Origin of the sequence: uncultured Aggregatibacter sp. (genome assembly GCF_938046485.1) — a bacterium.
Taxonomy (GTDB): domain Bacteria; phylum Pseudomonadota; class Gammaproteobacteria; order Enterobacterales; family Pasteurellaceae; genus Aggregatibacter.
Genome location: NZ_CALIWN010000045.1, coordinates 1 through 25,895, shown reverse-complemented (window position 1 = coordinate 25,895; position 25,895 = coordinate 1). Strand labels below are relative to the sequence as shown.

The 25,895-nt window shown below is 44.1% G+C and carries 23 protein-coding genes and 1 tRNA gene; 15 read left to right on the top strand and 9 right to left on the bottom strand.

The features are described 5' to 3' along the window. Positions 1-43: 43 nt before the first annotated feature. The 5 genes from Q0203_RS05650 to uvrB form a co-directional block, all read right to left on the bottom strand. Positions 44-904: a hypothetical protein gene (locus Q0203_RS05650; protein WP_297930185.1), complete on the bottom strand. Its 861-nt coding sequence runs from the start codon at positions 902-904 to the stop codon at positions 44-46. A 104-nt stretch (positions 905-1,008) separates the two neighbouring features. Beyond that, complete coding sequence (sixA, locus tag Q0203_RS05645) at positions 1,009-1,479, bottom strand: phosphohistidine phosphatase SixA (protein WP_297930182.1); 471 nt, start codon at positions 1,477-1,479, stop codon at positions 1,009-1,011. Positions 1,480-1,497: 18 nt separating this feature from the next. Next, a complete protein-coding gene (gene glmM / locus Q0203_RS05640; RefSeq protein WP_290522025.1) occupies positions 1,498-2,832 on the bottom strand; it encodes a phosphoglucosamine mutase in 1,335 nt (444 codons plus the stop codon). Between the two features lie 66 nt (positions 2,833-2,898). Then, the gene (gene folP / locus Q0203_RS05635) at positions 2,899-3,726 is read right to left on the bottom strand and encodes a dihydropteroate synthase (RefSeq protein WP_297930178.1); all 828 of its coding nucleotides are present in this window, start codon (positions 3,724-3,726) and stop codon (positions 2,899-2,901) included. A gap of 120 nt (positions 3,727-3,846) precedes the next feature. Continuing rightward, a complete protein-coding gene (gene uvrB, locus Q0203_RS05630; RefSeq protein WP_297930175.1) occupies positions 3,847-5,889 on the bottom strand; it encodes an excinuclease ABC subunit UvrB in 2,043 nt (680 codons plus the stop codon). A 410-nt stretch (positions 5,890-6,299) separates the two neighbouring features. Here uvrB and Q0203_RS05625 point away from each other — a divergent pair. Beyond that, positions 6,300-6,375, top strand: a tRNA-Asn gene (locus Q0203_RS05625). A gap of 130 nt (positions 6,376-6,505) precedes the next feature. Here the strand turns inward: Q0203_RS05625 and zevB are convergent. Both zevB and dld read right to left on the bottom strand, forming a co-directional pair. Then, complete coding sequence (gene zevB, locus Q0203_RS05620; RefSeq protein WP_297930172.1) at positions 6,506-7,522, bottom strand: zinc transporter permease subunit ZevB; 1,017 nt, start codon at positions 7,520-7,522, stop codon at positions 6,506-6,508. Between the two features lie 121 nt (positions 7,523-7,643). Further along, positions 7,644-9,335 (bottom strand): D-lactate dehydrogenase, encoded by a 1,692-nt coding sequence (gene dld, locus Q0203_RS05615; protein WP_297930169.1) that lies wholly within the window; start codon positions 9,333-9,335, stop codon positions 7,644-7,646. 272 nt (positions 9,336-9,607) lie between these two features. Between dld and Q0203_RS05610 the strand changes: the two genes are divergently transcribed. The 13 genes from Q0203_RS05610 to yhbY all read left to right on the top strand — a co-directional run bounded on the left by Q0203_RS05610 (position 9,608) and on the right by yhbY (position 22,703). Further along, positions 9,608-11,224, top strand: a complete 1,617-nt coding sequence (locus Q0203_RS05610; RefSeq protein WP_297930255.1) for a lactate permease LctP family transporter — start codon at positions 9,608-9,610, stop codon at positions 11,222-11,224. Between the two features lie 97 nt (positions 11,225-11,321). Beyond that, entirely contained in the window at positions 11,322-12,047 is a 726-nt protein-coding gene (locus Q0203_RS05605; RefSeq protein ID WP_297930166.1) for a (Fe-S)-binding protein, read from the top strand. A gap of 6 nt (positions 12,048-12,053) precedes the next feature. Beyond that, entirely contained in the window at positions 12,054-13,466 is a 1,413-nt protein-coding gene (locus Q0203_RS05600; protein WP_297930163.1) for a LutB/LldF family L-lactate oxidation iron-sulfur protein, read from the top strand. Beyond that, on the top strand, positions 13,466-14,173 hold the full coding sequence (locus tag Q0203_RS05595) for a lactate utilization protein C (protein WP_297930161.1): 708 nt from the start codon (positions 13,466-13,468) through the stop codon (positions 14,171-14,173). The genes Q0203_RS05600 and Q0203_RS05595 overlap by 1 nt, the downstream gene beginning before the upstream one ends. A 184-nt stretch (positions 14,174-14,357) precedes the next feature. Next, positions 14,358-16,265 (top strand): FTR1 family protein, encoded by a 1,908-nt coding sequence (locus Q0203_RS05590; protein WP_297930159.1) that lies wholly within the window; start codon positions 14,358-14,360, stop codon positions 16,263-16,265. Between the two features lie 42 nt (positions 16,266-16,307). Then, positions 16,308-16,829, top strand: coding sequence for an iron transporter (locus Q0203_RS05585; RefSeq protein ID WP_006718557.1), 522 nt, complete (start codon positions 16,308-16,310; stop codon positions 16,827-16,829). A gap of 119 nt (positions 16,830-16,948) precedes the next feature. Beyond that, positions 16,949-18,367 carry a Fe-S-containing protein gene (locus Q0203_RS05580; protein WP_297930156.1) on the top strand — a complete coding sequence of 473 codons (1,419 nt, stop codon included), beginning with the start codon at positions 16,949-16,951 and terminating at the stop codon, positions 18,365-18,367. Between the two features lie 2 nt (positions 18,368-18,369). Beyond that, the gene (locus tag Q0203_RS05575) at positions 18,370-19,695 is read left to right on the top strand and encodes an ABC transporter permease (protein ID WP_297930154.1); all 1,326 of its coding nucleotides are present in this window, start codon (positions 18,370-18,372) and stop codon (positions 19,693-19,695) included. Further along, positions 19,682-20,821: an FtsX-like permease family protein gene (locus tag Q0203_RS05570; RefSeq protein WP_297930150.1), complete on the top strand. Its 1,140-nt coding sequence runs from the start codon at positions 19,682-19,684 to the stop codon at positions 20,819-20,821. Before Q0203_RS05575 ends, Q0203_RS05570 begins: the two co-directional genes overlap by 14 nt. A 1-nt stretch (position 20,822) precedes the next feature. After that, positions 20,823-21,494 carry an ABC transporter ATP-binding protein gene (locus tag Q0203_RS05565; protein WP_021616725.1) on the top strand — a complete coding sequence of 224 codons (672 nt, stop codon included), beginning with the start codon at positions 20,823-20,825 and terminating at the stop codon, positions 21,492-21,494. After that, the gene (locus tag Q0203_RS05560; RefSeq protein WP_297930145.1) at positions 21,484-21,978 is read left to right on the top strand and encodes a TlpA disulfide reductase family protein; all 495 of its coding nucleotides are present in this window, start codon (positions 21,484-21,486) and stop codon (positions 21,976-21,978) included. Before Q0203_RS05565 ends, Q0203_RS05560 begins: the two co-directional genes overlap by 11 nt. Positions 21,979-21,986: 8 nt before the next feature. Then, positions 21,987-22,298 (top strand): c-type cytochrome, encoded by a 312-nt coding sequence (locus tag Q0203_RS05555; RefSeq protein ID WP_296026827.1) that lies wholly within the window; start codon positions 21,987-21,989, stop codon positions 22,296-22,298. A 102-nt stretch (positions 22,299-22,400) separates the two neighbouring features. Continuing rightward, positions 22,401-22,703 (top strand): ribosome assembly RNA-binding protein YhbY, encoded by a 303-nt coding sequence (gene yhbY / locus Q0203_RS05550; protein ID WP_297930142.1) that lies wholly within the window; start codon positions 22,401-22,403, stop codon positions 22,701-22,703. Between the two features lie 77 nt (positions 22,704-22,780). Here yhbY and Q0203_RS05545 read toward each other — a convergent pair whose 3' ends face one another. Continuing rightward, positions 22,781-23,236, bottom strand: coding sequence for a glycine zipper 2TM domain-containing protein (locus Q0203_RS05545; RefSeq protein WP_021616729.1), 456 nt, complete (start codon positions 23,234-23,236; stop codon positions 22,781-22,783). A gap of 86 nt (positions 23,237-23,322) precedes the next feature. Next, a complete protein-coding gene (locus tag Q0203_RS05540; protein WP_297930138.1) occupies positions 23,323-23,910 on the bottom strand; it encodes a VOC family protein in 588 nt (195 codons plus the stop codon). Positions 23,911-24,007: 97 nt separating this feature from the next. On the opposite strand from Q0203_RS05540, the gene argS reads away from it, so the two are divergent. Further along, entirely contained in the window at positions 24,008-25,741 is a 1,734-nt protein-coding gene (gene argS, locus Q0203_RS05535; protein ID WP_297930135.1) for an arginine--tRNA ligase, read from the top strand. Positions 25,742-25,895 lie beyond the last annotated feature (154 nt).

The following is a 25,895-nucleotide window of genomic DNA, read 5'->3' as shown; positions in this document are numbered from 1 at the left end:
AAAGGGGGATTTCTCCCCCCTTGTTACAAAATAATTTTCTGCTTTACTTGCCTTCCATTTCGCTTTTCACTGCATTTTTTACTTCCGCTGCTTTTTCAGATACGGCATCCTTTGCTTGATTCACTTTTTCAGCAGCCACGTCTTTCATTTCTGTTGCTTTGGTTGCCATGGAATCCATTTTCGCTGCAGCGGCCTCTTTCATTTCGCCCGCTTTGGTTGCCATAGATTCTTTCATTTCACCCGCTTTGGTTTTCATTGCATCCATTTTTTCAGACGCAGCGTCTTTGGCTGCGGACATCTTTTCAGTTGCAGCCTCTTTCATTTCGCCGGCTTTGGTTGCCATCGCATCCATTTTTTCAGATACGGCGTCTTTGGCTGCGGACATCTTTTCAGCTGCAGCCTCTTTCATTTCGCCGGCTTTCGTTGCCATCGCATCCATTTTTTCTGTAGCAGCGTCTTTAGCCGCGGACATCTTTTCAGCTGCGGCATCTTTCATTTCACCAGCTTTCGTTGCCATCGCATCCATTTTTTCTGCAGCCGCGTCTTTAGCCGCGGACATCTTTTCAGCTGCGGCATCTTTCATTTCGCCAGCTTTGGTTGCCATGGCATCCATTTTTTCTGCAGCCGAGTCTTTAGCCGCGGACATCTTTTCAGCTGCAGCCTCTTTCATTTCGCCCGCTTTCGCTGCCATCGCATCCATTTTTTCTGCAGCAACGGCTTGCGCGTCTTTTACAGCATCTGTTGTGCTGTTTTTCATGTCTTTTGCGGCGTTGACAACAGCGTCTTTCGCTTCAGACACACTGGCCTTTGCCTGTTCAACGTGCTGTGAGGTTTTGCTGTCATCACAACCGGCCATACTGAATGTTGCGCCTAAAACTAAAGCGGCTAATAGTGATTTTTTCATTGTAGCTCCTAATGCATATGAATGATTAAATAGAAATGCTTTACGTCATTAATTCGTAAAGCAAACCATAGTCTGTCGTAAAACAGCATAAAAAGAAACCGAATTTACGCAATTTTACTCACATATTTTATGTCGTTTACCTTCGGCTGATCGTTATCCCAATGAATATCGACAATAGCACCCGGATAAAAACTCGCCGGATTTCGACCGCACAATTCTTTCACAATATCGCCCACCAGAGGCAAATGAGAGATCAGCAGGAGGTTGCTGTGCCCTTCTTTTTCCAACAAAGCCACATAAGAACTCACCAAGCCGGAATCTCCATAAGGCGTAATACCTTCCCACACTTCCAATTTATCGGAAAGTTGTTGCTCAAAAACCTGATTAATCTCATCAAAGGTTTCTAAAGCTCGGGTATAAGGGCTCACCAAGACTTTATCGAACTCAAGTGCGGTGGATTTTAGCCACATTCCTTGAAGTCGGGATTGTTCTCTGCCGTTAGCGTTAAGATGGCGCGCTTTATCCGAGTTCGCCATCAATTCCGCTTCGCCATGACGCATAATAAATAAATGCATTGATAACGACCTTAAAGATTAATTGGCTTTCACCGCTTCCGCGATTTCTTCTGCACATTGCTGCGCCAATGCGCCGTCTTCACATTCCACCATTACGCGAATTAACGGCTCAGTACCTGATTTACGCAGTAAAATACGTCCTTTGCCGGCCAAGCGCTTTTCAACCTCAGCAGCCACCGCTTTCACGGCGTCGCTTTCTAATGGGTTATTACCCCCGGCAAAACGCACGTTAATTAACACTTGTGGGAATAATTTGACGGCATCGGCTAATTCGTTCAGCGACAAATGATGTTTTACCATTGCCGTCAACACGGCTAAAGAAGCGATAATGCCATCACCGGTCGTATTGCGATCAGCAATAATAATATGCCCCGAGTTTTCACCGCCTAAGCCCCAACCGCGTTCTTGCATTTGTTCCAACACATAACGGTCGCCCACATTGGCGCGCACAAACGGAATAGCTAATTGTTTTAAGGCAAGTTCAAGACTCATATTGCTCATTAAGGTGCCTACAACACCGCCTTGCAAACGCCCTTCGCGTAAGGCTTCACGTGCAATAATAAATAATATTTGGTCACCATCGACTTTATTACCGAGATGATCCACCATAATTAAACGGTCACCATCACCATCGTACGCTAAACCCACATCCGCTTTTACTTCTAACACTTTTTGTTGCAACGCTTTAATATCCGTTGCACCGCATTTTTCATTAATATTCATGCCATTCGGATGGGTGCCAATTTCAATGACTTCCGCACCTAATTCACGCATAACATTCGGCGCAATGTGGTAGGTTGCGCCATTGGCACAATCCACCACAATTTTATATCCCTCTAAACTCAAGTGAGCCGGAAACGTGCTTTTACAAAATTCAATATAACGGCCTGCCGCATCTTTAATTCGGCTGGCACGCCCTAATTCGGCAGATTCGACACAGTCCATCGGTTGCTCCAACATGGCTTCGATGGCTTCCTCCACATCATCGGGTAATTTCGTCCCTTGTGTAGAAAAGAATTTAATCCCATTGTCATAATACGGATTATGGGAAGCGGAAATCACGATACCGGCTTCCGCGCGGAAAGTGCGGGTTAAATAAGCAATCGCTGGGGTTGGCATTGGGCCGGTAAATGCGGCAGATAAACCGGCTGCCGCCAAACCGGCTTCAAGGGCGGATTCAAGCATATAGCCCGAAATTCGGGTATCTTTACCAATCAGCACTACGCGAGACCCTTGTGTCGCTAACACTTTACCTGCCGCCCAACCGAGTTTTAAAACAAAATCAGGCGTAATCGGATGGCTACCTACTTTGCCACGCACCCCATCAGTCCCAAAATATTTACGTTCAGCCATGTTTCAATTCCTTCTTAATAAAAATGTCATTTATTATTTTATGCCGTCGTTCGTCTGACAGCACAATTACGCATTCTGTGTTGCAAGCCAAATTTTAAGGGCATCAGCAGTTTCAGCAACATCATGCACACGCAAAATGCTGGCGCCTTTCATCGCAGCAATTAATGCGGCAGCCACACTGCCCACGGTCCGTTGTTCTACAGGCTTATCCAACACGGCACCAATCATAGATTTACGGGAAATTCCCGCCAACACCGGATACCCTTGTTCACAGAAAACAGAAAATTGTTGTAACAAACAATAATTATGTTGCACGCTTTTGCCAAAACCAAAGCCCGGATCCCAAATCAGATTCTCTTTTTTGATTCCGGAAGCCAAACATTGTTCCGTTCTCTGCTGCATAAATTTTAAAACATCCGCCACCACATCATCGTAATGCGGATTGAGTTGCATTGTTCGCGGCTGTCCTTGCATATGCATAATGCACACCGGCAATGCCAAACGAACAGCGGTTTGTAATGCATCCGGTTCTTGCAAAGCGCGAATATCATTAATCAAATCCATGCCCACCTTAGCGGCCTCTTGCATCACCTGTGCTTTGGAACTATCCACCGAAATCCAGCAATCGAACCGTTTTCTCACCGCCTCAACTAAAGGAACAACCCGCTCAAGTTCCTCTTCTAACGTCACCTCTTCTGCCATAGGACGAGTGGATTCTCCCCCAATATCAATAATCGATGCGCCTTGCTTCAACATCGTTTCTACTTGGAACAACGCCTTGTCTAATTGGAAAAATTTACCGCTATCAGAAAAAGAATCCGGGGTGAAATTGAGGATCCCCATAATTTTAGGGGTAGAAAGATCGAGTGTTTTATTATGTGCTGTTAATTTCATAGATTATTCGCTTACCGTTTAGGTAAAAAGTGCGGTGTATTATAAGCGAATTTTTGATGCCTGCAAAAATCCGCCGCCTGCCTTATCAAGAAAAATTCACCTTTGAAAACGACCGCACTTTTACTCGCCTGACAACATAAAGCTTTCTCGTAATTGCTGTAATTGATCACGCACCGCAGCGGCTTTTTCAAATTCCAAATCTTGCGCAAATTTATACATTTGCTGTTCCAGTTTTTTGATTTGTTGTTGATATTCTTTCGGTGAGGTTGGCACCGTATAAAGTGCGGTCGGTTCTGCCACCATTTTTCCACGTTGTTTATTGGCTTTCGCTTTTTGCTTGGCACCCTGACCAATATCTAACAATTCACCCACTTTTTTATTTAACGCCTGTGGCACAATGCCGTGATCTTCATTGTATTTTGTTTGTTTTTCTCGACGGCGATTGGTTTCCGTAATGGCTTTTTCCATCGACTTGGTGATGCTGTCCGCATACAAAATCGCTTTACCATTCAAGTTTCGCGCAGCACGTCCGATAGTTTGAATCAAAGAACGTTCGGAACGCAAGAAACCTTCTTTATCCGCATCTAAAATCGCCACGAGTGATACTTCGGGAATATCCAGCCCTTCCCGTAATAAGTTAATTCCGACCAACACATCAAATTCGCCTAAGCGCAAATCACGGATAATTTCCACACGCTCCACCGTATCAATATCGGAGTGCAAATAACGCACTCGAATCCCGTGTTCATCCAAATAATCCGTTAAATCTTCCGCCATTTTTTTAGTCAGCGTCGTCACTAAAACGCGCTCATTTTTATCCGCTCTTTGACGCGCTTCAGAAAGCAAATCATCCACTTGAATAGACACCGGGCGAATTTCAATTTGCGGATCCAGCAAGCCTGTTGGACGCACAACCTGATCGATAATTTCAGCCCCGGATTTTTCTAACTCATAAGGCCCCGGTGTCGCTGAAACATAGATGGTTTGCGGAGCCAAGCGCTCAAATTCCTCAAAACGCAACGGACGGTTATCCAACGCTGAAGGCAAACGGAAGCCATATTCTACCAACGTTTCTTTACGGGAACGGTCGCCACGATACATCCCACCGATTTGCGGTACCGTGACGTGAGATTCATCGATAATTAAAATGGCATCAGACGGCATATAGTCAAATAAGGTTGGCGGCGGTTCGCCTTCATTTCTGCCCGACAGATAACGTGAGTAGTTTTCAATCCCCGAGCAATAGCCCAATTCGTTCATCATTTCAATATCAAACTGAGTACGTTGGCTAATGCGTTGTTCTTCTAACAATTTATTCTCTTTAATAAAATATTCCCGTCGTTGCGCCAGTTCCACTTTGATTTTTTCAATGGCATCTAAAATGCGCTCGCGCGGTGTGACGTAGTGCGTTTTTGGATACACGGTGAAACGCGGCACGGCACCAAAGCTGCTTCCGGTGAGTGGATCAAATAAGCTTAAACGCTCAATTTCATCATCAAATAATTCGATACGTACTGCGCGTTCATCGGATTCTGCCGGGAAAATATCGATAATTTCCCCACGCACACGAAATGTACCGCGCTGAAACGCCTGATCGTTACGCGTATATTGCAGTTCCGCTAGTTTAGCCAAAATCTGACGCTGATTGATTATCGCCCCTTGTTGCAAATGCAACATCATTTGTAAGTAAGAATCGGGGTCACCCAAACCGTAAATAGCTGAGACGGAGGCAACCACGATAGTATCCCGGCGTTCCAGAAAAGATTTGGTGGCGGACAAGCGCATTTGCTCGATTTGATCGTTAATAGACGCATCTTTTTCAATGAAGGTATCACTGCTCGGCACATAGGCTTCCGGCTGGTAATAATCATAGTAAGAAACGAAATATTCCACCGCATTTTCAGGAAAAAAGGCTTTCATTTCCGCATAAAGCTGCGCCGCAAGGGTTTTATTTGGCGCAAGCAACATGGCCGGTCGGTTTAACTGCGCAATCACATTGGCAATCGTAAAGGTTTTTCCGGAACCCGTAACGCCCAGTAAGGTTTGGTGAGCCAAGCCGTCTTCTAAATTTTCGGCGAGTTTGGCAATCGCCTGTGGCTGATCGCCGGAAGGTTTGAAATCGGAATGAAGAATGAAAGGTTTGGTATTAATTTTCTCTGACATAAAGTGCGGTCATTTTTTACGGTATATTCTAAATGCCGCGCATTTTAACACATTTCTCACTCCAAATTGAGTGATAAAAAATGAAGTTTTACACAGAGTTATATTTGTCAAGTAGCCTAAGTCACAAATTTATAAATTTTTTTTAAAAAATTCGCTAGATTTTTATTAACTAATTGAAAAATAAGAAAATGTCATTTTACAATCAATTTTATCTTGGATTTCAATAAAGCCTGATTTTATCGGGGATGGCAGGATTTTTAAAATAATAACTCACAAACTTATCCACAGACTTTGTGGATAGAAAATTGACGCTGAAAAAGTAAAAAATTTTTCTTTAGGGTGTTGACAAGATATGTTCGGATAAGTAACATACGCCACCTATCTTTTGATACCAAATGATACTGAATTATTCCTCCTTAGTTCAGTCGGTAGAACGGTGGACTGTTAATCCATATGTCGCTGGTTCAAGTCCAGCAGGAGGAGCCAATTTTTTGTCTTTTGGTTCAATCGTTTTTATTTGTCTCCTTTTATAAAAACAGTAATTTCCAAAAGATTTTGAGCCCATAGCCTCCTTATGGGCTTATTTTTTTTTCTGCTGAATCCTTTTTGTTTTCTATCATCTCGCAAATAACACCGCGCCTCCACTCATCGGCAATGTTGTGCCATAAAGCAAAGCCAGCGCAAAGAACAGCATAATGCCACCTGCTACCAGTTTCATTAGTGCCTCACTGTGATAACGTGTAAAACCTTTGCCGTACCAATTCCCAAGCGTGATCGCTAGATGTCTCGTGTATTTTACAAGCGCCGCAAAAAGCGCCAACATCAACCCTGTTCCTAATGACATTGCCAAAGTCGCCACCACGCCCCATAGGTAAATATCCAGCATATAAGATAAAAAGAGCACAAAGATAGCACCGCTACAAGGGCGCATACCAATGCTTAAAATCACCAGTAACTGCGATTTCCAATCTTCGGCTTTTTTTAATTGTTGGGCATTGGGTAAATGCTGATGACCACAGGCGCAGACATGAGCGTGGGCGTGTTCCGTGGAAAAAGTGCGGTGATTTTTGACCGCACTTTGCGAAGAAATTTTTGAAGAAGTTTGTGAAGAAGAAAGTGGCGTAAGTTTGTTAATTTGAAAAATGGTTGTCGATGGTTTTTTCCGCAAGCGGCTACCTTGATAGATCCAATAGAGCCCTAACCCGGCAAGCAATAAAAATGCGCCTCGCTCCAGCCACAACTGGCTTAATTTAAAATAACGAGAGGAGAGATTCAACACGATCAATACGACAGAGGTCGCCACCACCGCCACAATGCCCTGAGTAAGGGAGGAAAAGACACTGAGTTTAATGCTTTGCTTTAGCCGACTCTCATGTGTCGATAAATAACTTGCGATGATGAATTTGCCGTGCCCCGGTCCCAGCGCATGGATAACACCGTATAAAAAACTCGCTGTAATGAGCGTTACGCCGGCCGCCGCTGAATGTTGTTGAATGTGGTGTAAATTATCGCTGATCAACTGATTGAACAGTCGCTGCCAATCGGCTATCTGAGTAAACAACCGAGGAAAGGCGTAAGCAAGAAAGAAAATTAAAAAAAGAAGAAAAATAAAATAAACTAGCCGTAATTTCATAGACATGGTTGATGAACAAAAGGACTTCGTTCTCCTTATGTGACGGAAATTCCGTCAAGCAATATTACATTCAAAAGGCGCATGGCAATGACCATACGCCTTCCCCTTATTAGTCAATGGGTTATTCCCAGTATTTTTTCTTCGAGGTATGCCCCAGCCCCGGATTGAAGCTATTTGTCGGATCAAGAGATTTATAGAATTTACGCAACTCCGGCTTGGCTTCATACAAATGCCCCACGTTGTGTTCCGCCGGGTATTGTGCGCCACGCTTATCAAGCAATTCTAGCATTTGATGTTCCAATTCCATGCAATCATGGCCTTTTTTAACGATGTAATCCTGATGGAAAACATGACACATAAAATGCCCGTAATACAATTTATGACTGATTTTTTGGTCGATCTCAGGCGGCAGTGTTTCAAACCACTCACGATCATTGCGGCGTAATGCAATATCCAGTGCCACAATATCTTCCACCTCTTTTTCATGAATCGCACGATAACGAATCGCTGCTGAAGCCACAGCAAAGCGGTGTAACATTGCCGCTTGCGTTTCTACAGCATCACATTCAAAGAAAGCGCCTTTGCTGCTCTCTTTAAAGTAAGAGGTTAAATAATCCCTGGCTTCCTGTACGCCATCACCGCCCATTTTAACAATTAAGTGATGTTCGTATTGATCACGATATTGCCATAATTTTTTCGGCAAATGTTCCGGCAAAATACGAGAGAGGGTTTGCATCATCTTATCACTGAGATGGTTTGGCAAGAAATCTATTTTTTTCGCCCATCGATCGACTTTGGCTTTCAAAGCAAACAATTTCGGTAACCAATGCGTACCAAATTTTTTAATCACCCAAAACGTATCTTTGCCGTACTTAGCTGCCACATCAAACGCATCGCGGTGAATATATTCGCCGGAAATCGGTAGCTGTTTAAAATTAGCCAACATATGACGACGAAGATCATTTAATGTCTCTGTTTGATTAGTGCCAATATAAAATACCGCCGTATTTTTCTCTGCCACAAAGGTATCTAACCGTACCGCAAAAATCGCTAATTTCCCTGCACAACCGGACGCCTCATAATGACGCGCCGGATCCGCGTTGAAACGTGCCGGGCTGTCTTCATCCACTTGGCGTACATGGTTGCAGTAAGCATGGTCGTGACCTTTGCCACAATCTAATTGGATGTCTTTGCGTTGATAACGTTGGTTCTCTAAATTCGCTAACATTTCTTCCGGCGTTTCACCTAAATCAATGCCTAAGTGATTCACCAGTTGTAATTCGCCCTGCTCTGTTAATTGCGCATAAAGCGCCATTTCTGTGTAAGCCGGACCACGTTGTACCAACGCCCCACCGGAGTTATTACAAATACCGCCGATCACCGAGGCCCCAATACAGGAAGAACCGATGACAGAGTGCGGTTCGCGTCCGTGCGGTTTTAAAGCGATCTCTAATTCATTTAGCGTAGAACCCGGCAAACAAACCACTTGTTGTGCATCATTAATTAATTGAATACCTGAAATGCGCATGGCGTTGATAATCACAATGTCGCGATCATAGTCATTGCCATCGGGCGTAGAACCGCCGGTTAAACCGGTATTGGCGGCTTGGGCGATAACAATGACATCGGCTGCCACACACGCTTTAAGAATCGCCCAAAATTCCGTTAAATTTCCCGGTCGAACCACCGCCAACGCGTTTCCATTCCCAAAACGATAACCGCTACGATAGGCTTCCGATTGGCTTGGGTCGGTAATCAAATATTTGTCGCCGACAATTTGACGAAGTTGACTAATTAATGAAGCACTGGTCATCGATTGTTACTCCTATGTTAAAAATTATGTTGTCAAGAAAGGCGAAAAGCATAACAGAATATACGCCACAAGACAGTGAAAAACACGCTTTTTTTTGACCGCACTTGAGCCGAGAAAGCAAGATTTTAAGCATGGCTGAAACAATTAAGTTAACGAGATCACAAATTTTAATAAAATGTTAACTTTTTTTGATAACTAGATCACATTTTCCCAAAATAGGTATATTTTTTTTAAGACTACTCCATAAAATGCGACAAATGTTTTAATGTCCCATTTATGATACAGGAGCCAATATGTCTTTTTTCCTAAGCGTATTCCCCATTGTTTTACTCATTTATCTCATGGTTAAGCGTAATGCCTTACCGTCTTATGTTGCTTTACCTTGGGTGGCAGTGCTGGTGATGGTCGTGCATTTATTGCACTTCCATACGGATATTGTCACGATCAGTGCAAACATCGCGTCTGCGATCGTTGCCGTACAAACCCCGATCACCGTTATTTTCGGTGCGATTTTATTTAACCGTTTCAGTGAAGTCTCCGGTGCAACTGACATTATGCGTAAATGGTTGGGTAACATTAACCCAAATCCGGTGGCGCAACTGATGATTATCGGTTGGGCGTTTGCCTTTATGATTGAAGGCGCCAGTGGTTTCGGTACGCCAGCCGCCATTGCCGCGCCAATTCTGATGGGCTTAGGTTTTAACCCATTAAAAGTCGCGATGCTTGCCTTAATTATGAACTCCGTTCCGGTGTCTTTCGGTGCGGTCGGCACACCAACATGGTTCGGTTTTGGTCCGCTTAAATTGTCTGAAGACATGGTACTAGAAGTCGGCTCCATCACAGCACTGATTCACTCTGTGGCAGCCCTGCTTATCCCATTGTTGGCATTGCGTGTACTCGTCAGCTGGAAAGATATTCGCCAAAACTTGGTCTTTATTTATATCAGTGTCTTTGCTTGCGTCGTGCCTTATTTACTGATTGCACAATTTAACTATGAATTCCCATCTTTAGTGGGCGGCGCAATCGGGTTGTTTGTTTCCGTCTGGGCGGCAAATCGCAATATCGGGTTAGCAAAAGTCGAAAACACATTGGATAGCAATGCGGTAACTACCGGTCAAGTGGTTAAAGCCCTCTTCCCTACCGGTTTGTTAATTGCGTTTTTAGTCGTAACACGTATTCACCAACTGCCGTTTAAAGCGATGATGAACGATACCACCGTTTGGTTTACTACCGCCTTAGGTTCATTAGGGACATTCGAAATCAGTAAAGGCCTTATCTTCAGCCTAAAAAATATCTTCGGATCAGATGTTTCCTCCAGCTATAAATTGCTTTATGTGCCGGCATTAATTCCATTTGTTATCACCGTATTAATCGCGATTCCGGTATTCGGCGTTTCCGGTGCCAAAATCAAAGATATTTTTTCCACCAGCTTAAAACAATCCAAAAATCCATTTATCGCCTTAATGGGTGCCTTAGTAATGGTGAACTTAATGTTAGTGGGTGGCGAACATTCTATGGTGAAAATTATTGGCCGCACCTTTGCAGAAGTCACCGGCGATGACTGGACGATTTTCTCCTCTTACCTTGGTGCAGTCGGTGCGTTCTTCTCCGGTTCTAACACCGTATCGAACCTAACATTCGGTAGTGTACAATTATCCACTGCAGAAACGACCGGTTTATCCGTCGCATTAATCTTGGCACTACAATCAGTCGGTGGTGCAATGGGTAACATGGTATGTATTAATAATATCGTTGCCGTGTCCTCCGTATTAAACATTCAAAATCAAGAAGGCACCATCATCAAAACCACGATCATTCCAATGGTGATTTACGGTATTATTGCTGCACTTTGTGCCACCCTGTTAATTCCGTTGTTATACACGTTGTAGCGGCAACATATAAAATTAACTCAAAAAACGACCGCACTTTTGCGGTCGTCATTTAATTTTTTAACTGATTTTTCTTTTTGAATATTGGAGTATTACTATGAATGTGAATTTCTACGTGACCTGTATTGCCGACGTAGTAAAGAGCGGTGTGGCGAAAAACACCGTTCTATTACTGGAAAAGTTGGGCTGTCAGGTGACCTTTTTGGAAAAACAAGGTTGCTGCGGACAACCTGCGTTAAACAGCGGCTATACCAAACAAGCCCTTCCCGGCATGAAAAACTTGGTCGAAACCTTTGAAGCCAACGATTACCCTATCGTCGCCCCTGCCGGTTCTTGCGTTTATGCCGTTAAAAATTACCCGGATTACTTCACCCGCGCCAATGAACCGGAATGGGCGGAACGCGCGAAAAAAGTCTCCGCTCGTTTCTATGACTTAACGGATTTTATCGTCAATAAACTCGGCGTGACCGACATCGGTGCCCATCTACCGGGTCGTGCAGTTTATCACCCCTCCTGCAGTCTTTTCCGTAAACTTGGCATCGTGGATGAGCCGATCACATTACTAAAACACGTTAAAGGTTTGGAACTGTTACCCATTCACAATCAACAAACCTGTTGCGGATTTGGTGGCACGTTCTCGGTCAAAATGGCAGAAATTTCCGGTGAAATGGTAAAAGAAAAAGTGGAACACGTTGAGGAAGTCGAACCTGAATACTTAATTGGCGCAGACGTGAGCTGTTTACTCAATATTGGTGGTCGCCTACAACGTGAAGGTAGCAAAATCAAAGTGATGCACATCGCAGAAGTGTTAATGCAGGAGTAATAAAGTATGTCATTAAAAACCAGCAATCTTGCATTTAAAGCACGCGTTGATCGCGAAGTCCATAATGAAATCATGCGTAAAGCCGTGGTAAAAGCGCAAGAAACCATCGGCACAAACCGTCAAAAAATGGTGGATGAGTTAGGCCACTGGGAAGAATGGCGTGATTTGTCGAAACAAATCCGTAACCACGTTTTAGCAAACCTTGATGCCTATTTATACCAACTGAGCGAAAAAGTCATGGAAAACGGCGGTAAAGTTTATTTTGCCGAAACCGCCGAAGAAGCCACCGAATACATTCGCCAAGTTGCGCTGAAAAAAAATGCCAAGAAAATCGTGAAATCCAAATCCATGGTAACCGAAGAAATCGGGTTAAATGGCGTGTTGGAAAAAGAGGGCATGCAAGTCATTGAAACCGATTTAGGGGAATATTTACTGCAAATTTCCGGTGATAAGCCGTCTCACATCGTGGTACCTGCGATTCATAAAGATCGTCACCAAATTCGTAAAGATTTACATGAAAAACTCGGTTATGAAGGTGCAGAAACCCCGGAAGACATGACCCGTTTCGTGCGTGAAAAAATTCGTCAGGATTTCTTAGAAGCAGACATCGGCATCAGCGGTTGTAATTTTGCTGTGGCGGAAACCGGCTCTGTTTGTTTAGTTACGAATGAAGGTAACTTGCGTTTAGCCACTACTCTACCGAAAACCCACATTGCCGTAATGGGGATGGAACGCTTGGCACCGACGTTCCAAGAAGTAGACGTGTTAATTACCATGCTGGCACGTAGTGCGGTGGGCGCCAGATTAACCGGTTACAACACATGGCTTACCGGCCCTCGTCTTGCCGGCGAAACCGATGGCCCGGAAGAATTCCATTTAGTGATTGTCGATAACGGTCGTTCCGATATTCTGGCTTCCGAATTCCAAGAAGTTTTACGTTGTATTCGTTGCGGTGCCTGCTTAAATACTTGCCCGGCTTACCGTCAAATCGGTGGTCATGGTTATGGCTCTATTTATCCGGGCCCAATTGGTGCAGTGATTTCGCCATTACTTGGCGGCTATGATGAATTCAAAGAATTGCCATATGCCTGTTCCTTGTGTAATGCCTGTAACTCCGTTTGTCCGGTACGCATTCCGTTAGCGCAACTGATTTTAAAACACCGTGAAAAAATGGTGGAACAAGGTAAAACGCCAGCCTTGGAACGCTTATCCATTTTCGGTTTTGGCTTTGCCAACGCCCATCCAACCTTATGGAAAATCGGTGTAAACACCGGCGCCAAATTAGCGGGTAAACTCATTAAGAACGGCAAAGCGCCAATTAAAATGGGAGCCTTGGCAGAATGGACAAAAGCCCGTGATTTACCGACACCTGAAGGAGAAAGCTTCCGTCAATGGTTTAACAAAAGAGGAGCAAACTAATGGATTTACAAAATAGAGAAAACTTCCTCAATAAATTGGCAGCCAAAATGGGTAAACAACGTGCTAATGTGCCTGAAACGATGGCGACACCGGTGAATACTTACCCAACAGAACGCCTGACCCATCTCACCCAAGCAGAACTTTGCGAAGAATTTGTAAACTTCGCCAAAGTGATGATGGTGGATGTGGTTGTGACGTCAGAAACGTTAGCAAAACAGACCGCACTTGAGCTTTGCGAAAAATACGGTGGCGGCAATATCGTGTTAAATGACGACCCTCGTCTGGAGGAACTCGGTATTACCCAAGCGGTTCAAGAAAAATACACTTGCCATATTTGGTCACTGGAACAGGCGGACGCCAACATTACCAAATCGGAACAAGCCAATATTGGGATCGTTTACGCCGAATACGGTTTAACCGAATCGGGCGGCATCGTGCTATTTTCCCAAGCCGAACGTGGTCGTTCTGTGAGCTTACTGCCGGAGAAATCCATTGTCGTTGTACGCAAAAGCAAGATCTTGCCACGCGTGGCGCAACTGGCAAAAGTGTTACACGACAAAGCGCAACAGGGCGAACGTATGCCTTCTTGTATTAATATCATTTCCGGCCCAAGTTCCACGGCAGATATTGAATTAATCAAAGTGGTCGGCGTACATGGCCCAGTGGCGAAAATCTATCTTGTCATTGATGATTTAGCACAAAACTAAAACATCCCCTCCATGAGATAAAAAGGAAAGTTGCCAAACTTTCCTTTTTTATGCGCCATAAAAAAGCTCATTTTGTGATCTACCTCAGAGATCAAACAAGAATTTACTTGCACTAAAAATTCATTAGAGGATAATTATTCTCAATTATATCTATAGGCAAATGCAATAAATCAAGGAGATGCGCATGTGTTTTTCCCGTTGGTCTCAATCTGTTCTTTTTAGTTTTATGCTTCTGTTTTCAGCATTTACCCACGCAGAAGATAACTATCAGCAATGGGTACAAGACATTGAAAATCGCTTGGATAAAACCACCGCACTTTATGCCGAAAATAAAATAGATGACGCCCGAACTGAAGTCCAAATGGCCTATTTTGAAGTATTTGAAAATCTTGAAGGCCCTATTCGTATTAACTTTTCCGCACAAAAAAGCTATCAAATGGAAGCCACCTTTGGCGAAATTCGCAAGATGATTGGTGACGGTCTGCCACAAGATCAAGTTAAAGCCAAAATTGACAGTCTCAAAGCCGAATTGCAAGAAGTGCTTCCTTCTTTAAAAGAGGGGCATCAACTTAACGCCTCCGCGCAACATGGCGTATATGAAAACCAAACTATCGCCCCGCATTGGCAAAAAAGCTTTAAAACCATCGATGATTTATTAGCTCAAGCCATGACGGCGTATGAAGCGAAAGATTACGCAACCGCCAAAAAACTGGTGCAACAAGCGCAATACGATGGGTATAAAAACTCCGAAATGGAAATGTCCATTCGCCAAAATCGTTCCGCCGCCATTTCCGGCAATCTTAATCAACAGTTTTATGATTTAATCAAACTGAGCGAACAACCGGATCAAATCAGCAATTTCGGTTATCAAATCACGACGTTATTACAAGACGTCGAAGAGCAACTGCCTGACTTACCAACCACCCGTGATACACAAGTGGAACAGCCTGCCAATCAAACTATCACGGATACCACGCAGGACAAAGACTGGTCGCAGGTTAGTGCACAAGTGAACGCAGGCATTCAACAAGCGATAGCCTTATATGAACAAGGCGAAGCCAAAAAAGCCATGTTAGCCGTGCAAGATACCTACTTTGACATTTTTGAAAGCACTGGCATGGAAAACAAAGTGGGTTCCCGCGACAGCAATTTCAAAACACAATTAGAAGGCTATTTCACCCGTTTGGTGAGCTTAATGAAAGCCGGCGCAGAGAAAGAAAAGTTACAAGAACAAGCGCAAGGATTAAGTCAAGATTTAAGTAAAGCTGTAGAGATATTACAGGGCGGAGAACAAACCGCCTGGAGTCTGTTCTTATACAGCTTATTAATCATCTTGCGTGAAGGCTTGGAGGCGTTATTAATTGTTGCTGCCATCGTGGCATATTTAGTAAAAAACAACCATCAGGACAAACTACCTGTCATTCGTCAATCCGTCTATGTGGCATTACTCGGTAGCCTTATTACTGCCGTGATCTTCCAACTTATTTTCTCTAATTCCGGCGCCAGCCGAGAATTGTTGGAAGGCTTCACAATGATGATAGCTGTGGTGATGTTGTTCATGATGAGTTACTGGTTGCTTTCCAAAGTGGAAGCGCAAAACTGGAAACGCTATTTGGAAGGCAAACTCTCTACCGCGCTCACCACCGGCTCTCTTGTAGGTCTGTGGCTGACCAGTTTCCTTGCCGTGTATCGTGAAGGCGCAGAAACCGTGTTGTTCTACTATGCCCTCGCCGGCGATGCACAAAGTGCGGTGGATTATTTCTATCTTTTCGGCGGTTTCTTCCTTGGCGTGATAATTCTAGCCGTATGCTATTTCCTCATGCGCTATACCGTGGTGAAATTACCGCTTAAACCGTTCTTTATGTTCACCGGCTCATTCATGTATTTAATGGCCTTTGTGTTTGCCGGTAAAAGCGTACTAGAGCTTATCGAAGGCAAATTATTTGAACCAACCTTGGTTTCCGGTATCAAGGAAATCTCATGGTTGGGTATTTATCCTTATGTAGAAACATTGGTTCCGCAGGCTGTCTTGTTGGTGGCTGCTGTTTTTGCATTCATTTATATGAAGTACCAAAGCAGAAAATCTGCTTAATGTCGCACAAGCTATACTTATTCAGTTAAGGAGAAACTAAGTATGAAAAAAACATTAATCGCCACCGCACTTTTAGCGGGCATGATCACCGCACCGGCAGCCTTAGGCTTCAAAGAGTTCCCTGTCGGTGAACCGGTAACTATGAACGAAATGGAAATTGCTGCCGTGTATTTGCAACCGGTTGACATGGAACCTCGTGGCATGGGCTTGCCGGCAGCGAAATCCGATATTCACTTAGAAGCGGATATTCACGCCACCAAAGGTAACAAAAACGGTTTCGGTGAAGGCGAATGGATGCCTTACTTAACCATTCAATATACCCTAGTAAACAGCGACACCGGTGAAAAACAAGAAGGCACCTTCATGCCGATGGTTGCCAGCGACGGCCCTCACTACGGAGCAAACATCAAAATGATGGGCGTGGGTAACTATAAATTAACCTATCACATTGACCCGCCACCAAAAGCCGGTATGCACCGTCACACTGACGAAGAAACCGGTGTTGGCCGTTGGTGGAAACCGTTTGATGTTAACTATGAATTCAAATTCACCGGTTTGAAATAAGCCTTTCAGGTGTTAACTAAAAAACACCTTGAAATCACTCAAGGTGTTTTTTTATGCTAGAGCATAATCTCTGATGCTCAAATAAGCGATATGATTCATTCACCCTTTCGGAGTAAGCTATGAACTATTTTTTTGTTTTCCTCATTCAAACCCTACTCCCTATTTCTATTTTGCTCAGTTGCAGTTGGGCGCATTACCCGAACGCCAATGCGAAAAAACTCATTTGGCTTTCTCTTTTCGGATTTTTTATCGGTAGCCTCATCTCGCTGAATTTACCTGCAACACAAAGTGCAAAACTCGCCGTTGCCATTATTGCATTGTGTATTTTATTGTTTGCTTATTTCACCCAATTTATCCATTGGCAAAAACTCAATACCTTTTGGCATATTATGTTGTCTATGCTTGCCGGACACTTGTGGGCAAAAGATCCTAATATTGCGTCTATCACCGGCACAGACGTCATTAACACCGATTTTTTACTTCAATTCAGTGCGATCATTTTGGGCGTTATTTTCTGCATTATTGTCGCCGGTTGGCTATTTATTTTATTTCAACAACAAAAAACGTCCGGAAAAACGACCGCACTTTCTGTTTTCTTAACCTCCCTTTTCACACTGCTATTAATAACCCCATTAATGGGCGATATCTTGTTGATTTTAATGAAGCTCCAAGTGATAGATCTCACAAAAGTGCGGTTAAGTTTTGCGGCAAAATCAGGCAATATTTCCATCTATTTGAATTATATTAACGTCGCGGTATTGGCATTTATTGTGTGCCTATTTGCTTTCAAAACACACTTACCACGCCTTCATCAAGCTAACCAAGAACAAGACCCGATTGAAAAACGTAAAGCCATTGCCGCCAAACGGACTTCCGGCAAAATTATCGCTTACGGTTTAGTCGCAACCGCTATCATCCTTGTTTCCCAGCTTTATTGGGACAGAATTGCGTCCCAGCCGCCACAACTTTCGGAAGCGCAAAGAGTCACCTTAGATGGGGAAAACAACGTATACATCCCAATCGAACAAGTAAAAGACGGCAAATTACACCGTTTTCTTTGGGTTGCCGACGATGGCAAAGCGGTACGTTTCTTCATTATTAATCGTCTGCCCGACAAACTCAGTCTTGCCGCCGTATTCGATGCCTGCATTTTATGTGGCGACCAAGGTTATGTAATGGAAGGCAACCAAGTGGTATGCGTAGGTTGTGGCGTCCGTATGTTTACCCCTTCCATCGGCAAACCGGGCGGTTGCAATCCTGTGCCAATCGATGATTGGAAACAAACAGAGACAGAAGTAGTCATCAACAAGAAAAACTTGGAAGAAGGTTTGAACTATTTCAGTACGATCATTGAAATTGAAGTGGTGGATCCCGTCAATGGTAAGAAATTGACCAACACTAAAACGGAACACAAATACAACCATGAAGGCAAAACCTATTTCTTTACTGATGAAAAGAACTTAGAACTGTTCCGTGATAATCCTGAGGCCTATTTAAACAAAACCGATGAAGCCTCAACCGCCAAGGAGGAAAAATAATCATGTTAGCGCGAATGTTATTTCAATCTTGGCGTTATGGTTTAAAACGTAAGTTTCTTGCCATTGTCACCATTTTCCTCGCTGCCGGTTTGATTTCCGCCTTGCTCGCCGTGTCCATCGACATTGGTGACAAAATGGCAAAAGAATTGAAATCTTACGGTGCCAATATTTTGGTGGAACCGGCTAGCAGTGCCGTTTTGCCGGATGATGTCAGCGGTCGTAGTTCCCTCGCTACGCAAGATTTTTTAGATGAAAAAGAACTGCCGAATGTGAAAGACATTTTCTGGCGCAGCAATATTGTGGGGTTCGCCCCCTTACTGAGCACGCAGGTGAAAGCTCGCGTGGCTAACGGCGCAGAAAACGATGTGAGCATCCTCGGGACATTTTTTGATCATAATATTCCTGTGCCGGATGAAGAGGATTACCATACCGGGCAAAAAATCATCAGTCCTTATTGGCAAGTAGAAGGCGAATGGGTGGATGATGCTACTGATGATTTTGGTGAACAGATTCCTGCCCTACTCGGTGCCCAGCTTGCCAAGCAACAGCAATGGAAAATCGGCGATGTGATTACCTTAAGTTATCAGGCGGAAGAAAGTGCGTCACCACAACACATGACCGCCATCGTGAAAGGTATTGTTAAAACCGGCGGAACAGAAGAACAACAACTGATTTTGCCGTTAAGTGCGGTGCAAAATTTACTTGGATTAGAAGGCAAGGTACAGGCAATTAAAGTCTCCGCGCTCACCGTGCCGGAAAATGATTTATCCCGCAAAGCGCGCGCCAATGTGGACGGTTTGGCGGCCGAGGAATATGACCGTTGGTATTGCACGGCCTACGTTTCCTCTATTTCCCATCAATTGGAAGAAGCGATTTCCGGCGCGATTGTTCGCCCTATTTGGCAAGTCGCGGCTTCCGAAGGCGTCGTCATTGAGAAAATTCAATTATTACTCGCTGTCGTCACCCTTGCCGCACTGATTGCCGCCGCCATGGGCATTGCTTCATTAATGACCACAACCATTATCGAACGTAGCAAAGAAATCGGCTTAATGAAAGCGCTCGGTGCCTATCAATGGCAAATCGTCTTGCTGTTTTATTGCGAAGCCATCATCAGCGGCTTAATCGGCGGTATCTTAGGTTGCATTGCCGGTTGGGGGTTAGCACGTTTTATCGGTGCCACGTTATTTGGCGCACCGCTCAGTTTCGCCTGGATCGTTATCCCTTGCGTATTGGTACTCTCCGTCTTGATTGCCGTGATCGGCGCTTGGTTCCCGGCACACCGAATTGCCCGTCTTTATCCTATCGAGGTGCTTTATGGCAGACAATAAACCTATCAATATGTTTTGGCGCTTGGTATTACGCGCCTTGCGTCTGCGCTTGCAACGGGTATTCATCATTTTTGCCGCACTCACGGTGGGCGCAAGCATTGTGACGGCAATGGCGGCGGTGTACTTCGACATCAACACCAAAATGAGCCAAGAACTGCGTACCTTCGGCGCCAATTTTTATATTGGCCCCAGCAACGGCAATTTAATCAAAGTGGATCAAGTGCAACAGATCCTTGACCAAGCACCGAAAGGCTTAATCACGGCTGCAAGCCCCTATTTATATGGCGTGACACGTAGTGATTTGGAAAAAATCGTGATGATGGGCGTGTGGTTTGAAGATATGAAAACCCTTGCACCTTATTGGCAAATCACAGGCAATCCTATCGGGGTAAACTTCGACGAACGCAACGCCATGATCGGAAAAACTCTCGCGGAACGGCTTAATTTAAACGTGGGCGATAAACTCATGTTAAGCCTCAATTCCGTGGATAAACACCAGTTCAATATTAAAGCCATCGTAGAAGCGGGCGATGCCACCGACAATATGTTGATCGTGAGCCTGGATTTTGCACAAAACTGGTTGGAAAAAGAAAACTTGGCGACCAACGTATTGTTAAACGTCAAAAACGATCAAGGCCAAGTGGATCAATTTGCCCAACAGTTGCAACAACAATATCCCGATTTAGACATTCATCCGATCCGCAAAGTCTCCGCCTCCGAAGGGCAAATTTTAGATAAAATCAAAGGCTTGATGGGGTTGATTTCTGTGGTAATTTTGATTTTAGCTACCCTTTGCGTGAACACCACCTTAATCGCCATTGTGGGCGAACGAGCGAAAGAATTTGCGTTGCAAAAAGCTCTCGGTGCGAAAAGCCGAGACATCATTAAACAAATCGGCGCAGAAACCTTGATTATCGCCCTTTGCGCCATTGTATGCGGCTTAATCATCGGCTATCTATTAGCACAGGTACTCGGCTTAACCGTATTCAAAGCCTATATTGATATGCGCCTGCCGGTGCTCCCGATTACCATTACTTTATCCTTATTAGTGGCGTTTATCGCGGTTATCGTACCGACCCGCCGCGCTTTAGAGATTCAAACCGCCAACGTATTGAAAGGGGAATAACATGGCTAAACCAGTCATTGAAACACAGCATTTATATAAAAGATTCGGCCAAGTGACCGCACTTGAAGACATTAATATTCAAATTGCCGAAGGTGAATTCGTCTCTATCATGGGTGCCTCCGGTTCAGGTAAAACCACATTAATGAACATTCTCACCGGCTTGGATACCGCAACCGAAGGCAAAGTGATTTTAGACGGTGTGGATGCCGCACAACTGGACGAAACGGGCAGACAACGTTTCCGCGCGGAAAAAATCGGTTTAGTGTTCCAACAATTTCACCTCATCCCTTATTTAACCGCGCTTGAAAACGTGATGCTGGCGCAACATTATCACAGCGTGGTCGATGAAGCCGCTGCCAAAGCCGTATTAGATCAAGTAGGCTTGGCGCATCGCATGAATCACCGCCCAAGCCAACTTTCCGGCGGGGAACAACAACGGGTGTGTATTGCGCGCGCCTTAGTGAACCAGCCGCCTGTCATTTTTGCCGATGAACCCACCGGCAACCTCGATGAGACAAATGAACATTTAGTGTTGAATTTACTCACGGAATTAAACCGGCAAGGACGTACGATCGTCATGGTGACTCATAACCCGGACTTAGGCAAACTCACCAACCGCATTATTTACTTACAACACGGCAAATTATTGCGTGAGGAAAAAAATGCGGGCTAATTTTCTTCGTTTTCTCGGTATAAGTGCGGTCGTTTTTTTCAGTGTTTCCTGCAAAGAGGAATCCGCGCAAATCGGCCAACCTGCCCCGGAGATTGCCGCCTTCGATCTACAAGGCAATAAAGCCTCGTTAAGCAACTGGCAGGGCAAAACCGTGCTCATCAACTTCTGGTCGGAAACCTGTGGCGCCTGCATTGCGGAATTAAGAACCTTGCAACAATGGGCGGAAAAATACCCTAACCAAGTGCAACTGGTCGCCATGAATATCGACGGCGAAAAGGCCGACACACTAGCGATTGTCACCAAACGACAACTCACCCTGCCGGTATTTAAAGATCAAATGAAAATCACCGCCGAACGCTACCAACTTGTCGGTACACCGACGTCTTTCGTGATTGACCCAAGCGGCAAACTGATATATAAATTTGAAGGTTTGTTATCCGAAAAGGATTTACAACAACTCTTTACCCCAACGAAAATCAATTAAGGAAAATCATGAAAATTTACTCTACTATGCTTTCTCTTATTGCATTAAGTGCAATTTCAAGCGTTCATGCGGAAGGCAATATTGAACATGGACAAAAGATTTTTAACCGTTCATGTGCACTTTGCCACGGAAAACAAGCTGAAAAATCAGCGATGGGACAATCCCAAATTGTGAATACGTTCTCCCAAGAGAAAATTATTAGTTCACTTCAAGATCGTAAAAGCGGAAAAATTGAAGGTCCCGGCAATCGCGTGAAAGAAGGATTAAGCGAACAAGATATGCAAGATGTTGCGAGTTATATCCAGACCCTCAAACAATAATGGAAGTGCGGTGGATTTTAGCGCTATTTTTCATCAGAATGTATTCGCTAAAATAGGCACTTTGCTTTAGAATCACCGCCTCCCTTTTTTCAAGAGATTATTATGTCGATTACATTATCAACCAAACAAAAACAATATTTAAAAAGTCTTGCCCATCATTTAAGCCCGGTGGTGATGTTGGGCGGTAACGGATTAACTGAAGGGGTATTGGCGGAAATTGATTTATCCCTCAGCCACCATGAGTTAATTAAAGTGAAAATTAGCGGTTCGGATCGTGAAACCAAACAACTGATCATCAATGCCATTGTGCGTGAAACCGGTGCTGCTGAGGTGCAAACGATAGGGCATGTATTAGTGTTATATCGCCCGAGCGAAGAAAACAAAATTTCACTTCCGCGCAAATAGCTTAACGTTAAAACGGATAAACCATAAAAAATCAGCCCCCTTAAAAATAAGAGGGCTGATTTTTTTAGAAAGACAAATTAAAGTGCGGAAACGTTCAAACGAGAACCACCTACGATGCGTACACGTGCACCCGGGACAAGATTCGCTTCTGCTTTTTGCACCACAACGATTTCTTTACCGTCATCTTTCTTAATCACCATTTCAAGCGCACTAACTTGGCTGGCTTTTTCTTCTACCTTACTACCAATCACCGCACCGGCAACCGCGCCTACGGCAGTCGCAATCGCTTGACCAGTACCGCCACCGATACCAGAACCGGCGATACCGCCGATAGCGCCGCCACCAATGGTACCAAGCACACCTTGATTATCTGCTTGAATTTTCACCGGACGGGTGGAAACAATGGTACCGTAGCTAATTGAACGCGCTTCTTTTGCTTGATCGCCAGAATAGACGTTACCGCCATAAATGTCTTCATTGGCACAACCCACAAGAGTTAAGCTCATTAGCACAGCGAATGCAATTTTTTTCATAAATGCTCCTTAAATACGAGATTAATTTTTACGTCGCCTTATTCATAAAGTGAGGCGACTCATTTTAGTAAAATCGTTTCATACAATCAAACCGCATTCACGATTTGTTTAATACTGTATGGGTGAACCTTAATACAAACATGATTACAGCGCTTGTCCGCAAAACTGATTGCCACCGATAAATTAGCCAGTTTTTCGCCCTCAGCTTTCGGTTCGCTCGTTTTGACTTTCAATTCTGCCGATTGGTTCCGTAAAAACAAATTTTTTATGCGCGCTAACCATGCGGTGGCGGTTTCATCTGATAAAAATGGAACAACCACTTCAATATGCTCCCATGTTTCTTTCGGGTACGCTTTATCCTTAGGAAACGGCAATTCCACAATATCAATGGGACGACCTGCAAGGTATAAAGGCTCCGCTAAAGCAATTAAATAAATCACCCGCCCATTCACTTGATTATCACTTAGCACGGTGCCATAGTTTAATAACAATGCCAGCCAAGCACAGGCTCTCTGTGCCGAATTAACCCGAAGCGAAAGATGATCAATTTCATATTGGTTTAAATCTAAATTGATCTGTTGTGCCAATGCCTGAATTTTTTGCTCAAAATCCTGAAAGTCGGCAAAAAGTGCGGTCTGTTTTTCAAACATTTTATGGGGAAAGCGAAACGACATAATTTTCCTTTTTGGCTTTTCTGAAAGGTGAAAGAACGGTATTATATCGAGCTATTTTTATCAGCCCAAACTTATTTCAAAAAATTAAGGTTCAGCCGTGAATATTCAATCTATTTTATCCGAAAAAATCAAACAGGCGATGATCGCTGCCGGTGCCGACGCACAATGTGAAGCCCTCGTTCGCCAATCGGGCAAAGTGCAGTTTGGTGATTATCAAGCTAACGGCATCATGCCGGCCGCCAAGAAATTGGGATTAAACCCACGTGAATTTGCGCAAAGCGTATTAGACAAAGCCGAATTACAAGACATTGCAGAAAAAACGGAAATTGCCGGCCCAGGATTTATTAACATTTTTCTAAAAGACACTTGGCTGGCAGACAACATCAACCGCGCGGTACAAGATCCGAAATTAGGTGTACACAATCCGGAAAAACAAACTGTGGTGGTGGACTATTCCTCCCCAAACGTTGCCAAAGAAATGCACGTGGGACATTTACGCTCCACCATTATTGGCGATGCCGTTGTACGCACACTTGAATTTTTAGGTAACCACGTTATCCGCGCTAACCATGTTGGCGACTGGGGTACTCAATTCGGTATGCTGATTGCCTATTTGGAAAAAATGGAAAACGAACACGCCACCGAAATGGAATTGAGCGATTTAGAAGCCTTTTATCGCGCGGCAAAAAAACATTATGACGAAGATCCGGTCTTTGCCGAAAAAGCCCGTAACTACGTGGTGAAATTACAAAGTGGCGATGAATATTGCCGTACCATGTGGCAAAAACTGGTGAAAATTACCATGCAACAAAACCAACACAACTACGATCGTCTCAACGTGACTTTAACAGACAAAGATGTGATGGGTGAAAGCTTGTATAACCCAATGTTGCCGGGCATTGTTGAAGATCTGAAAAAACAAGGCTTAGCCGTAGAAGATGACGGCGCATTAGTGGTTTATTTGGATGAATTCAAAAATAAAGACGGCGATCCAATGGGTGTTATTGTGCAGAAAAAAGATGGCGGTTTCCTTTACACCACCACTGACATCGCGGCTGCCAAATACCGTTACGAAACCTTAAAAGCCAACCGTGCATTAGTCTTCTCCGATACGCGCCAAAGCCAACATATGCAACAAGCTTGGCTGATTACTCGTAAAGCAGGCTATGTGCCGGATAGCTTCCAGTTGGAACACAAAAATTTCGGCATGATGTTAGGCAAAGACGGCAAACCGTTCAAAACCCGTAGTGGTGACACCGTAAAACTGGCGGATTTATTAGACGAAGCCATTGAACGTGCGGGCGTATTAATTTCGCAAAAATCCACCGCACTTTCTGAGCAAGAAAAAGCTGATGTGATTGAAGCTGTTGGTATCGGTTCGGTGAAATATGCGGACTTATCCAAAAACCGCACCACGGATTATGTATTTGACTGGGACAATATGTTGAGCTTTGAAGGCAACACGGCGCCTTATATGCAATATGCCTACACCCGCATTCGTTCGATTTTCAATCGTAGCCAAATTGCCCTAAGCGAAGTAGAACAAGCCCAATTAAGCATTACGGATGAAAAAGAACGTGCTTTGGCAATCAAATTATTGCAATTTGAAGAGGCCGTTCAAGTGGTTGGAAAAGAAGGTACACCACATGTACTTTGCGCTTATTTATACGAATTAGCCGGCGTATTCTCTTCCTTCTACGAGCATTGTCCAATTCTGAATAACGACGATCAGCAAGTGAAACTCAGTCGCTTAAAACTGGCGTTGTTAACAGAAAGAACGCTAAAACAAGGATTGGATTTACTCGGCATTAAAACCGTTGAGAAAATGTAATCTCACACAACAACCTCAAAGGGCGCGTGTTCATGGGAGTTTTCCCATTCAACACCGCCCTTTTTTATTAAAATAACAATCCACACGTAAAACGTGCGTTTTTTAGGCTCCCCTATAAGGGCCTATACTTCACAAGCCCCTCAAGGGGCTTGTG